This is a genomic window from Aeromonas sp. S16(2024) (assembly GCF_041403065.1).
Lineage (GTDB): Bacteria > Pseudomonadota > Gammaproteobacteria > Enterobacterales > Aeromonadaceae > Aeromonas.
Genome location: NZ_JBGLQX010000002.1, coordinates 253,437 through 266,077, shown reverse-complemented (window position 1 = coordinate 266,077; position 12,641 = coordinate 253,437). Strand labels below are relative to the sequence as shown.

The following is a 12,641-nucleotide window of genomic DNA, read 5'->3' as shown; positions in this document are numbered from 1 at the left end:
GCTATATCTTGATGAGGCCGGTAAAGCCCATGAAGGCCAGGGACATCAGGCCGGCGGTGACCATGGCGATGGAGACGCCGCGAAAGGGGGTGGGCACGTCGGCAGCCACCAGACGCTCACGCATGGCGGCAAACAGGATCAGCACCAGCGAGAAACCGCAGGCAGCCCCGAAGCCGTAGATGATGCTCTGGATGAAGTTGTGGCGCTCGTTGATGCTCAGCAGCGCGACGCCCAGCACGGCGCAGTTGGTGGTGATGAGGGGCAGGAAGATACCGAGCAGGCGATAGAGGGTCGGGCTGCTCTTGCGGATCACCATCTCGGTGAACTGCACCACCACGGCGATCACCAAAATAAAGCCGAGCGTGCGCAGATAGGCGATGTCCAGCGGGATCAGGATATAGTGCTCCATCAGATAGGAGCAGGCGCTGGCGAGCGTCATCACGAAGGTGGTGGCCAGTCCCATGCCGATGGCGGTTTCCAGCTTGCCGGAGACGCCCATGAAGGGGCAGAGGCCGAGAAACTTCACCAGCACGAAGTTGTTGATCAGCACGGTACTGACCAGTAAAAGCAGGTACTCAGTCATTGACGATGGGTTTTCCGGTGTGAAGGCGGCGGTATTATCTGATGTTAGGTGCCTTTAGACAACCGCAAGGCCGCATGGTTATTATTCGAATGCCCAATTCATGGCGGCATTGTTCACCCGCTCCCCATACTGACCCTCACCCTGCCATGCTGCTCTGCTACCGCCTGCTTGGCCGGTTCCGCTACCAGAAGGGGGATTGGCGCTGGCTGGCCCTGATGGGCGCCCTGCAGGCCTTGTCTGCACCCTCTTCCCTGGCGCCTCCGTGACGCTAGGTGCTTACCTGCTCTGCAACTGGTCGGTCACTCAGGTGAAGGTGACCCTGGCGGCCGCCTATGTGAACCTCATCCCTGTCTTTACCCTGCTGCTCGCCTATCTGCTGCTGGGGGAGACGCTGGGCGCCTTGCAATGGGTTGCCTGCGTCGCCGTGCTGGCCGGCATCGGGGTCGGTCAGTTGCCTGCGGGCAAAAACCGGGTGCGCAGCGCCGCCGCCCAGAGTTGGCTTTCCCCCGATCGGCTACAGTCTGGACAGGAACCTATGCTGGCCATGAAGGAGCCACACCATGAACGACATGAAGTTGCTGGCCGAGGCCAAGACCTTGTTGAGCCACCACCCTTTTACCCTGGCCGATGCCAGGGCCCTGGAGGCCCTGGAGGAAGCTGCGGTGGGGGAGGAGGGGCTCTGCATCGCCGAGTTGTGGGAGCAGGCCTTGGGTCAGGCCGACGAGGAGGCGAGGCACTATCTGCAGGGAGGGGATTGATGCCTCTTCGAATGTCTTGGATGAGCAAATAACAACGCGGGGCCAGGCCCCGCGTGTTTGTTGGATGGTGCACCCTGGGCTCAGATGGAGAGACTCTTGACGGTGTCCGAGACCGAGTTGGCGTCTTCGATGATCTCCTTGATGACGTCGGCGATGATGTTGGCCTGATCCTGCCCCGCCACCGCCTTGCCTGAGACCACGGAGACGGTCTGGGTGATCTTGGAGGTGATGTCGGAGTTGTGCTTGATGACGGAGACGATCTCGTTGGTGGAGGTCGAGGTTCTGGCCGCCAGCTGCCTCACCTCATCGGCGACCACCGCAAACCCCCGGCCCTGCTCGCCGGCCCTGGCTGCCTCTATGGCGGCATTGAGTGCCAGCAGGTTGGTCTGATCCGCGATGCCGCTGATGGTGGAGATGATGGACTCTATGCTCTTGGATTGCTGATTGAGCAGATCTATCTGCTTGCTCACCTCGTTGACCGAGGTGTTGATGTGGGAGGAGGTCTCCAGCACCTTGTCGATCACCTCGCGCCCCTTGGCGGCACTGGCGACGGTTTCGCTGGCGATGGCGCAGGCCTTCTGGGCCGCCTCCCGGGTGGAGATGGATTTTTCCACCCGCTCCGTGATGTCGCTCGCCAGCTTGATGATTTTGACCACCTTGCCCTCGTGGTTGAAGATGGGGTTGTAGGTCGCCTCCAGCCAGATCTTCTCCCCGCGGTGACCGAGGCGCATGAAGAGCCCGGACTTGATGTCCCCCGAGCCGAGATCGCGCCAGAAGTTGGGGTTTTTCTGGTAGAACTCGGGATCGCAGAACTGGCGGTGGTGTTTGCCGACCACCTCTTCCAGCCGGTAGCCGAAGCAGTGGAGGAAGTTCTGGTTGGCGGTGATGACGGTACCGTCCGGCTGGAAATCGATCACCGCCAGCGACTTGTCGAGCGCCGCCAGCAGGGCCTGGGTGCGCTCCAGGGAGGACTGCTGCTGGGTCACGTCCGAGGCGACCTTGGCGACGCGCGCCACCTTGCCATCGATCATGATGGGAAAATAGGTGGCCTCCAGCCAGATAGCCTTGCCCGATTTCGACTGACGGATGAAGCGGCCATTGCGGGAGATGCCGCCGCGCAGATCCTGCCACAGGCTCTCGTAATCACGGGTCTTGACGTCCTCCGGGAAGCAGAGCGCACTGTGGTGCTTGCCAATCACCTCCTCCCGTTGAAAGCCCACGATCTTCAGGAAGAGGTCGTTGACGAAGGTGACTATGCCCGCCGGGGTAAACAGGATGAAAGGCACCTGGGACTGGATGGCCTGCTCGAAAGCCCCCAGCTCCGCCATCTTCGCCACCTGTTCACTCGCTTCCTTGCTTGCTTTGTGATTCCAGAACATACGGAGCTCCTCCATGAGACCCTTGAATGACAGATCGACAGTAATCTGAGTGAATTAACAATAGCATTGCTGCCTGATGAAGCTTCATCGACTGCGAATCAACTTTTTGAATATTTAATTTCAATCCTGATAAATTTTTCTCCCTCAACCAGGTTTCTAACGAAGATTGCTCCCGGCCGCATACGGGCGAGCAGCCAGCCAGTCTGATAGTGGCATGAAGGCGACCCTATTGGCACTGGTGGTTGTGTTACCTTTTGATGTCAGTGTGCGGGCAGTGGCCATCCCGTGAAAAACGGGTTTGTGCACCGTGCAGGGGGGGATTATTTTGACTGCTGGAGGGGGGTTATCTTCTTGTTCAGCGCCTCCATCTCGTTCTGGTATTGGCGCGCCACGCCCTGCATCCTGGGAGAGCGTACTCTGCCCTCGAGATCGCTTGTCTCGGTCGTCGCCCTCTGTTCGTTGTTGTCACCGGCTATCTCAGGGTTCATCTTCTGATCCCTGGCGCCCATCTCGGTGCGCAGGGCCTCAAGCTGGCGTTGCTTCCGACCGCTGGCCAGGTTCTCCTCGATATCCCGGGTTCGCTTGTTCGCCCGCTCGACCTCCTCGGCCGAGGGGGTGAAGATGTTCATCCGCACCGGCTCGCTGTCACCGGTACAGGGAATGTCGCTGAAGGTGATGTTGCCGTTGACGGTGCATTTGTAGACCTCGGCAGAGAGCGGGGTGGCCGCCACCAGCAGGGCGAGGCAGATGACCAGGGTGCGTGACATAGGCTCCTCCTTGAATCCTCCCCTTGCACACTAGTACATGGTGCCGGGTCAGACAATCGCCCCCGACATCCGCAATCAAAGCGAGGGGTTGCCCGTGTCGCCCTGGCCTCTTTGCCTGCACGCAGGGTGCCCGGTTGCCGTGCCAAACGGCGGGATGTTGGCCAGTTTTCCCCGCAGTTCAACACATCAGAGCACCATAGCGGGCCACAATGAGGTATCTTATGCCCCGATTTCATCCATTTAACGGTGTCGAGACCCCTCTATGATTATCAAACCCAAGGTTCGCGGCTTTATCTGCACCACCACTCATCCGGTCGGTTGTGAAGCCAATGTTCGTCGCCAGATTGCTTACACCCAGGCCAAGGGCACCATCGAGAATGGTCCCAAGAAGGTGCTGGTGATCGGCGCTTCCACCGGTTATGGTCTGGCCTCCCGGATTGCCACTGCCTTCGGTAGCGGCGCCGCCACCATTGGCGTCTTCTTCGAAAAACCGAGCTCCGAGACCAAGACGGGCTCCGCCGGCTGGTACAACTCCGCCGCCTTCGACAAGGCTGCCAAAGAAGCCGGCCTCTACGCCAAGAGCGTGAATGGTGACGCCTTCTCCCACGAGTGCCGCGCCAAGGTGATCGAGCTCATCAAGCAGGATCTGGGTCAAATCGATCTGGTGGTCTACTCCCTGGCCTCCCCGGTACGCAAGATGCCGGATACCGGTGAAGTAGTGCGCTCTGCCCTCAAACCCATCGGTGAGGTCTACACCTCCACCGCCATCGACACCAACAAGGATCAGATCATCACCGCCACCGTCGAGCCGGCGAATGAGGAAGAGATCCAGAGCACCATCACCGTCATGGGCGGTCAGGATTGGGAGCTGTGGATGGCTGCCCTGCGTGATGCGGGCGTGCTGGCCGACGGCGCCAAGTCCGTGGCTTACTCCTACATCGGCACCGATCTGACCTGGCCCATCTACTGGCATGGCACCCTGGGCCGCGCCAAGGAAGATCTGGATCGCGCCGCCACCGCCATCCGTGGCGATCTGGCCGCCAAGGGCGGTACCGCCCACGTGGCCGTGCTCAAATCCGTGGTGACCCAGGCATCAAGCGCCATTCCGGTGATGCCGCTCTATATCTCCATGGCCTTCAAGATCATGAAGGAGAAGGGCATTCACGAGGGTTGCATGGAGCAGGTGGATCGCATGCTGCGCACCCGTCTCTATGGCGAGGAGCTGGCACTGGACGAGCAGGCCCGCATCCGCATGGATGACTGGGAGCTGCGTGAAGACGTGCAGCAGACCTGCCGCGATCTCTGGCCCTCCATCACCACCGAGAACCTCTGTGAGCTCACCGACTACGCCGGCTACAAGCAGGAGTTCCTGCGCCTGTTCGGTTTCGGTCTGGACGAGGTGGATTACGAGGCGGATGTGAATCCGGACGTGACATTCGACGTGGTCGAGCTCTGAGCCTGACCATGTGACGACAGGGCCCTGCGGGGCCCTGTTTTTTTGCTGCTCATTCAAGCTGTTGCCGCAGGTTTATTATCCGCGATCACCTTTTTCCCATATCAAACCCGCTAGTCTTGCGCTGATCGGATCACAGACGGCATTGCCGAGGAACGGAAGCTATGACCACTCCACACGAGGCGCCCAAGAAGCGCCAACTTCCCACTGTCTATACCCTGCTTTTCATCATCATCGCCCTGATGGCCGCCCTCACCTGGGTGCTGCCAGCGGGCAAATATGACTACGTCACCGCCAAGACCCAGCAGCCGGTGGCGGCAGCGGCCGTGGCCGATTACAGCGGCGACGAGCGGCTGTTGCCGGTGCCCGGCAGTTACACCGAGCTACCCGCCCACCCGCAAGGGGTGTTCGAGGTGCTCAAGGCCCCCATTCAGGGCTTTCACAAGGCGGCCGACGTGGCGCTGTTCGTGCTCATCATCGGCGGCTTTCTGGCGGTGACCATGCAAAGCGGTGCGCTCGATGCCGGGGTGGGGGCCATTGTGCGAGCCTTTGCCGGGCGTGAGCGGCTGCTAATTCCTGTGTTGATCGCCCTGTTTGCCCTCGGCGGCTCTACTTTCGGCATGGCGGAGGAGACGGTGGCTTTCTGGGCGCTCATCGTGCCTGTCATGATGGCGGCGGGCTTCGATCGCATGGTGGCGGCGGGGATCATTCTGCTCGGCTCCGGGGTCGGGGTGCTCGCCTCCACCGTCAACCCCTTTGCCACCGGCATCGCCTCCGGTTTTGCCGGTATCCCCATCGGCGAGGGGATTGGCCTGCGGGTCATCCAGTGGTTGCTGCTGGTGATCTTCGCCTCCTGGTTTGTGATGCGCTACGCCAAGCAGGTGCAGCAGGACAAGTCCCGCTCCGTGCTGGCCGACATCACTTATGACGACGAGTTCTCCCAGATGAAGAGCGGCAACCTCGCCTTCAGCGGCAAGCAGAAGCTCACCATGCTGGTCTTCTTCGGCACCTTCCTGCTGATGATCTATGCGGTGGTGCCCTGGTCCGATCTGGGCATCGATCTGTTGCCCACACTGGGCTGGTGGTTCGATGAGCTCTCTACCCTGTTCTTCAGCGCCTCCATTCTGATTGCGCTGATTAACCGGATGCCCGAATCCAACTATGTGGCGACCTTCCTCAATGGCGCGCGGGATCTGATCGGGGTGGCACTGGTGGTGGCGGTGGCGCGGGGCATCTATGTGGTGATGGAGCAGGGCGTCATCATCGACACCATTTTGCACTGGGCCGAAGGACTGGTGAGCGGACTGTCGTCGTCGGTCTTCATCCTGATGGCCTATCTGGTGCACATCATTCTTAGCTTCTTCATTCCCTCCACCTCGGGGCTGGCGACCGTCTCCATGCCCCTGATGGGGCCGCTGGCGGACTTCTCCGGCATCTCCCGGGATCTGGTGATCACCGCCTATCAGTCTGCCTCCGGCTGGATCAACCTGTTCGCCCCCACCGCCGCCCATCTGGTGGCCGGGCTGGCGCTCGCCAAGATCCCCTATGATCGCTTCGTGCGCTGGGTGCTGCCCTTCATCATCGGCGTGGCCCTCATCACCATGGGGGTGCTGGTGGCGGGAACCCTGCTCCACGGCTGATGCGTCAGCTGTAACAAAGTAGATAGAAAAAAAGGCTCTTTATGGAGCCTTTTTCGTTAGCCGTGCTTACTGCTTGTAGCCCTTGAGGAAGCGGGCGAGGCGGCCGATGGCCTCTTCCAGCTCCTCTTCCCGGGGCAGGAACACCAGCCGGAAGTGATCCGGCGCCGGCCAGTTGAAGCCGGTGCCCTGCACCAGCAAGAGCTTCTCTTGCTGCAACAGGTCGAACACCATCTTCTGGTCGTCGCGGATGTCATACACCTTGGGGTCCAGGCGCGGGAACATGTAGAGCGCCCCCTTGGGCTTGACGCAGGAGACCCCAGGGATCTCGTTGAGCAGCTCCCATGCCTTGTCCCGCTGGCGGCGCAGGCGGCCACCCGGCAGGATCAGCTCGTTGATGCTCTGGTAGCCACCAAGCGCAGTCTGGATGGCGTGCTGCATGGGCACGTTGGCACAGAGCCGCATGGAGGCCAGCATCTCCAGCCCCTCGATATACCCCTTGGCACGGCCCTTGGGCCCGGTGATGACCATCCAGCCCTGGCGGAAGCCGCAGGCGCGGTAGGCCTTGGAGAGGCCGTTGAAGGTCACCACCATCACATCGTCACACTGGGTGCAGACGCTGGTGTGGGAGATGTCGTCGTAGAGGATCTTGTCGTAGATCTCGTCGGCGAAGATGATGAGATTGTGCTGGCGGGCGATCTCGATCAATTCCAGTTGGAATTCGCTGCCGTAGACGGCGCCGGTCGGGTTGTTCGGGTTGATCAGCACCAGGCCGCGGGTGCGCGGAGTGATGCGGGCGCGGATGTCGTCCAGATCCGGATGCCAGTCGGCCCCTTCATCGCAGCGGTAGTGCACCGCATGGCCACCGGAGAGGGTGACGGCGGCGGTCCAGAGCGGATAGTCGGGGGAGGGCACCAGCATCTCGTCGCCGTTGTTGAGCAGCGCCTGCATGGCCATCACGATCAGCTCGCTGGCGCCATTGCCGATGTAGATGTCGTCGATGTCGACCTTGCGCATCCCCTTTTGCTGGTAGTACTGCATCACCGCCTTGCGGGCCGAGAAGAGCCCCTTGGAGTCGCAGTAGCCCTGGCTCTGGGGCATGTTGAGGATCACATCCTTGATGATCTCTTCCGGCGCATCGAAACCGAACGGGGCCGGGTTGCCGATGTTGAGCTTGATGATGCGGTGGCCTTCGTCCTCGAGACGGCGAGCCTCTTTATGCACCGGGCCGCGAATGTCATAGCAGACATCGTCGAGCTTGTGCGACTTGTCGATAGTGAACATGGTGAGCGTGATTCCTTCCCCTGGGGGCGCGTTGGCAGAAAAGCTTTTTTTAGTATCAAATTTCTCTACCCCTATTCTTCACAGAATTGAATGCTAGAACAATCTAATTTATGGAATAAATCCCTGATATTTACCCCTTAAACAGAGTTGCCAGTCTGTTAAATTCAGCAGGATCGTTTGCCTGTCTCGCGAGAGACTAGTGAAAGATGAGGGGGAGGTTCAGAAAGCAGCAAGAGTGTATTGAATTATCCACCCCATCTGGCACGATTGGCTGGGGTAAAAATCTGCTCCAACCCCTGCTGCCGGCCAAGGGCGCGCGCAGCTCTGGGCGCCCTTTCATCCTGTCGTCGAGGATCTTCATGCACGCACCCGCCACCGGTCGCTACCGACACTTCAAGGGGGGTTACTATCAAGTGCTCGCCCTGGCCCTGCACACCGAAACCCAGGAACAGCTGGTTGTCTACCAATCCGAGCAGGATGCACAGGTCTATGCCCGTCCGGTCGCCATGTTCATGGAGTGGATTGAGCATCAGGGGCAGGTGGTGAGCCGCTTTACGCCGGTGGCGTGAGTCTGGCTCGTTGCCATGAAAAAAGGCGCCCGAGGCGCCTCTTGCATTGGTATTCTGTCTTACAGACCCAGATTGGCTCTGGCATAGGCTTCGAAATCGGTGCAGCCACCGATGTGCTGCTCGTCCAGGAAGATCTGTGGCACTGTGGTGACGGGCTTGCCCGCCTTGGCGGCCAGATCGTCCTTGGTGAGCCCGGCGACGTTGATGTCCACATAGCGGAACTCGAAGTCATCGCGCTCCTCGGTCAGCTGCTCGGCGAGCTGCTTGGCACGAACGCAATAGGGGCAACCCGGGCGACCAAAAATTTCTACAAACATCTTTTCTCTCCGTTAAACAAGCCGTTGAAGAAGGCCATTGAGACGAGGCTGGCGATAGCATAGCGTCGGCGCCCTGTCAGTCAAAGCTGAAAATAGCGATGCTCCCGTTCGCCATCTCCGATTGCGCCCACTGCTGGCAAGGCCACCCACGTTCATCACTGCTCGGCAATCTGGATGGACTGTTGCTGGTAGATGCTCTCCAGCACGCCTTTCTCAAATACGGTCCAGGGTGATGGGGCAGCCTTGCTGGCAAGGCCGCCCATATTGTTCATCACTGTTCGGTGATCTGGATGGGTTGCTGCTGATAGATGCTCTCCAGCACGCCTTTCTCAAATACGGTCCAGGGTGATGGGGCAGCCTTGCTGGCAAGGCCGCCCATATTGTTCATCACTGTTCGGTGATTTGGATGGGTTGCTGCTGGTAGATGCTCTCCAGCACGCCTTTCTCAAATACGGTCCAGGGTGATGGGGCAGCCTTGCTGGCAAGGCCGCCCACGTTCATCACTGCTCGGCAATCTGGATGGGTTGCTGCTGGTAGATGCTCTCCAGCACACCTTTTTCGAAGACGGTCCAGGGCCAGGGGGCCTTGCTGGCGCGATAGCGCTCGTGGGTCGCCGGATCCTGGGAGAGGCCACGCTGGAACATCACGAAGGCCTTGCGCTGGCCACCGGCGGTGTCGATGAAGCCGGCCAGGTTGGAGGTGCCGGTGATGGTGCCCGTCTTGGCGTGCACCTTGTTCTTCATCATGGGGGCGGTGACGCTGCGTCGCCAGGCCAGGGTGCCGTCCACCTGGGAGCTCGGCAGCAGCTTGATGAAGTCGAGCTCGGCGTCATTTTTCTGGATGAAGTTCAGCACCGACAGCATCTGGCGTGCGCTGATGAGGTTGTGAGCGGAGAGGCCGGAGCCGTCGGCCAGGGTGGCGTTGCCCAGATCGATGCCGTGCTTGGTCAGGATGGCGCGTACCGCCATGGTACCGCTGCGATAGCTGCCCGGCTTGTTGTAGTAGTGACGGCCCACGGTTTTGAGGAAGGTGTCGGCGTAGAGGTTGTCAGATTTCTTCAGCATCTTGGCGAGCATCACCGGCAGGGAGACCGAGTAGTGGGTGGCCAGGGTTTCGGCGCCAACCGGTGTCTTGTGGGTGACCCGCAGCAAGCCGTCGTGGCTGATCCCGGCGCGGTTCATGGCCCAGCGGATGTTGTCCCAGCCCCAGGCTTCCACGTCGTGGATGGCGAAGCGCAGGCCCTGCGGCTCCTTGTTCGGGGTGATGCAGCCCTTGAGCTCGTAGAAGTTGCCCTTGGCCATGTCCACTTCCAGGGCGCAGAACTGACGCGCCATGTCGCCATAGCTCATCACCTCCACGTTGTCGGCACCTATACCGATGGGGACGCCGGTGGCGACGTTGCCCACCGCAGGTCTGCCAATCTGGGTGGCGGTGATGGTGCCGTAGGCGCAGTTCTTGTCGATGATGACGGCGGAGACGGGGGCCGCGAAGCAGAGGGTCTGATCCCCCCAGGACCAGCCGTTGCCGCGCTCATAGCCGTTGTAGGCGCCGGTGTTGACATGGACGTTGCCCTGGATGCGGGTGACCCCGAGCTGCTTGAACAGGGCCACCAGATCCATCCGCGACAATGTGGGGTCGCCGACGAAGTTGATCCAGATGTCGCCCTTGATGGTGTTGCCCTGTTTGGCGCCGGGTTGGGACTGAATGTCGGTGGCGAAACGGAAGTCGGCGCCGAGCTCGAGGCGGGCGGCCAGGGCGGTCAGCACCTTCATGGTGGAGGCGGGAGCTATCATGTCGTCGGCGTGACGGGCAAACTCCACCCCGTTGTTGCCCTGGACGATGACGGCGTACTGGCCCCCCTTGGGCGGGGTCAGCGGGGTGGCCTGGGCCACCAGGGAAAAGAGAGCACAAAAACCAATCAACAACCGCTGCATAAGATCCTCTAACTGAACGAAGGGCGCCGGCAGTGCGGTGCGCCCCTGATAATCAAACCTGGTGACTGTCATTCGCCCGCCAGTCGGCGTGGCTAGGCAAAGGCGTTGGCAGTGCGGTACCGCCCTTCATAATCAAAAATTTTCTCCTTCACCTGCCAGAAACGCCCCGACTTGCGGGCGATGACGAAATCCGGGTGACGGAACTGGCTCGATACGGCCAGCACGCTCGCCATGGTGGTGAATTCGGGCTCCAGGCCCGGGGCGGGCCAATGATGACGCACAAAGCGTTGTTGAAACAAGCGCCGCGCACCGCTGGTGTGAAAGGCGAAGTACTCCGTCAGGGTAAGACCGTCCTCATCGTGATAGGTCACCTCCAGCCGCTCCCCCTGTTTGCCGCGCCCTGCGGTGAGGGTGAGGCCGGCGCAGCGAATGACCATGCAGTCCTTGAGATTGAGCGCCTCCTTGAGCTTGTCGTCCGGATCCACCAGCAGCTGATCGCAGCTCTGGCAGCGGCGGGCGGCGATGTCGTTTTCGGCGCCGCAACCGGGACAGATCTTGGCGCGAAAGCGGTAGTCGCACTCCTCGCGGTGCCCCTCGTCATCTTCAAACAGCCCCTGGCAGCGGCGGCCGTAGTGCTCGACCACCTTGCCCTCCTCGTCGGTCTTGCCCCAGAAGGTGTTGGCAAAGCCGCAGGCGGGGCAGGGCACCTGTACCGGCTCTGTGCCGGCGTGGGGTCTGGGCTCCCCCACCTCGGGGGCAAACAGGTTGAAGTTGTTGCCCGCATAGTCGAGCACCAGGCAGTCGGTCTTGCCCGGCGAGAGGCGCAGGCCCCTGCCCACTATCTGCTGATAGAGCGACACCGATTCTGTGGGGCGCAGCATCACGATGAGGTCCACATGGGGGGCATCAAAGCCGGTGGTGAGCACCGCCACGTTGACCAGAAACTTGATCTCCCGCCCCTTGAAGGCATGGATGAGGGCATCGCGCTCCGGCCCCGGCGTCTCGCCTGTGATAAGGGCCGCCGTCTGGGATTTGGCGATCAGCAGCCCCTGAATTTCCCGTGCGTGCTCGACGGTGGCGGCGAAGATCATCACCCCCTGCCGCTCGGCCGCATACTCCAGCACCTGATTGAGAATATGGGGGGTGACCCGCTGCTGGCGCTTGAGCTCGCCGTTGAGATCCGCCTCGCTGAACAGGCCGTTCTCGCGGGGCACCAGCTTGCTGAAGTCGTAGTGGACTATGGGGGCATCGATCATGCGTGGCGGCGTCAGGTAGCCGTTCTTCACCATGAAGCGCAGGGGCAGCTCGAACACGCAGTCGCCGAACAGCCGCTCCCCGTGGCTTTTGACCATGCCGTGGTAGTGGCGCCGGTAGATCCAGCCCAGCCCCATCCGGTACGGCGTGGCGGTGAGACCGAGGATCTTGAGGGCCGGATTGGCGGCCTTGAGATGGCCTAACACCTGATGGTACTGGCTGTCGTCATCGAGCGAAACCCGGTGGCACTCGTCGATGATAAGCAGGGAAAAAGCCCCGTCGAAGGCCGCCAGATTGCGCGCCACCGACTGCACCGAGCCGAACACCACCTGGGCGCTCGCCTCCTTGCGATCCAGCCCGGCGGCGAAGATGTCGGCCTTGAGTCCCCAGGCCTCGTACTTGGCGTGGTTCTGCTCCACCAGCTCCTTGACGTGGGCCAGCACCAGCACGCGGCCGCGCGCCTTGCGGGCCAGCTCGGCGATCACCAGACTCTTGCCCGCACCTGTAGGCAGCACCACTACGGCAGGATCCGGGTGCTTGCGAAAGTGGCTGATCACGGCGTTGACGGCGTCGGTTTGATAGGGTCTGAGAACGAACATGAGGGTGTGGTGTTTGGGCATGGTGCGGCGCAGGATGGCGCCATTATAGGGATCTTGGGGCCACAAAAACAGCGGGCCGGCATGATGCCGGCCCGCAGGTACCACCA

Annotated in this window: 11 protein-coding genes and 1 pseudogene; 5 read left to right on the top strand and 7 right to left on the bottom strand. The window is 61.1% G+C overall.

What is annotated here, in order from left to right; translation table 11 throughout:
- Position 1: 1 nt before the first annotated feature.
- Positions 2–583: an electron transport complex subunit RsxA gene (gene rsxA / locus ACB030_RS02980; protein WP_106887207.1), complete on the bottom strand. Its 582-nt coding sequence runs from the start codon at positions 581–583 to the stop codon at positions 2–4.
- A gap of 244 nt (positions 584–827) precedes the next feature.
- Here rsxA and ACB030_RS02975 point away from each other — a divergent pair.
- A pseudogene (locus ACB030_RS02975) lies at positions 828–1,061 on the top strand (EamA family transporter); the annotation flags it as partial.
- Positions 1,062–1,143: 82 nt separating this feature from the next.
- On the top strand, positions 1,144–1,341 hold the full coding sequence (locus tag ACB030_RS02970) for a hypothetical protein (RefSeq protein ID WP_371157891.1): 198 nt from the start codon (positions 1,144–1,146) through the stop codon (positions 1,339–1,341).
- A gap of 80 nt (positions 1,342–1,421) precedes the next feature.
- On the opposite strand, the gene ACB030_RS02965 is transcribed toward ACB030_RS02970, so the two are convergent.
- Positions 1,422–2,720 (bottom strand): methyl-accepting chemotaxis protein, encoded by a 1,299-nt coding sequence (locus tag ACB030_RS02965; protein ID WP_371157889.1) that lies wholly within the window; start codon positions 2,718–2,720, stop codon positions 1,422–1,424.
- Between the two features lie 320 nt (positions 2,721–3,040).
- On the bottom strand, positions 3,041–3,487 hold the full coding sequence (locus ACB030_RS02960; RefSeq protein WP_371157887.1) for a DUF4124 domain-containing protein: 447 nt from the start codon (positions 3,485–3,487) through the stop codon (positions 3,041–3,043).
- A gap of 262 nt (positions 3,488–3,749) precedes the next feature.
- Between ACB030_RS02960 and fabV the strand changes: the two genes are divergently transcribed.
- Together fabV and ACB030_RS02950 are read left to right on the top strand one after the other, a co-directional pair.
- On the top strand, positions 3,750–4,943 hold the full coding sequence (gene fabV, locus ACB030_RS02955; RefSeq protein WP_371157885.1) for an enoyl-ACP reductase FabV: 1,194 nt from the start codon (positions 3,750–3,752) through the stop codon (positions 4,941–4,943).
- Positions 4,944–5,104: 161 nt separating this feature from the next.
- Complete coding sequence (locus tag ACB030_RS02950; RefSeq protein ID WP_371157883.1) at positions 5,105–6,580, top strand: YfcC family protein; 1,476 nt, start codon at positions 5,105–5,107, stop codon at positions 6,578–6,580.
- Between the two features lie 66 nt (positions 6,581–6,646).
- Here ACB030_RS02950 and ACB030_RS02945 read toward each other — a convergent pair whose 3' ends face one another.
- Complete coding sequence (locus ACB030_RS02945) at positions 6,647–7,861, bottom strand: pyridoxal phosphate-dependent aminotransferase (RefSeq protein WP_025326548.1); 1,215 nt, start codon at positions 7,859–7,861, stop codon at positions 6,647–6,649.
- 359 nt (positions 7,862–8,220) lie between these two features.
- Between ACB030_RS02945 and ACB030_RS02940 the strand changes: the two genes are divergently transcribed.
- Complete coding sequence (locus tag ACB030_RS02940) at positions 8,221–8,430, top strand: DUF1653 domain-containing protein (protein ID WP_182785702.1); 210 nt, start codon at positions 8,221–8,223, stop codon at positions 8,428–8,430.
- A 59-nt stretch (positions 8,431–8,489) separates the two neighbouring features.
- Here ACB030_RS02940 and ACB030_RS02935 read toward each other — a convergent pair whose 3' ends face one another.
- The 3 genes from ACB030_RS02935 to ACB030_RS02925 form a co-directional block, all read right to left on the bottom strand.
- Complete coding sequence (locus ACB030_RS02935; RefSeq protein WP_182785701.1) at positions 8,490–8,747, bottom strand: GrxA family glutaredoxin; 258 nt, start codon at positions 8,745–8,747, stop codon at positions 8,490–8,492.
- A gap of 500 nt (positions 8,748–9,247) precedes the next feature.
- Positions 9,248–10,681: a D-alanyl-D-alanine carboxypeptidase/D-alanyl-D-alanine-endopeptidase gene (dacB, locus tag ACB030_RS02930; RefSeq protein WP_371157939.1), complete on the bottom strand. Its 1,434-nt coding sequence runs from the start codon at positions 10,679–10,681 to the stop codon at positions 9,248–9,250.
- 92 nt (positions 10,682–10,773) lie between these two features.
- Positions 10,774–12,534, bottom strand: a complete 1,761-nt coding sequence (locus tag ACB030_RS02925; protein WP_205641493.1) for a DEAD/DEAH box helicase — start codon at positions 12,532–12,534, stop codon at positions 10,774–10,776.
- Between the last annotated feature and the right edge of the window lie 107 nt (positions 12,535–12,641).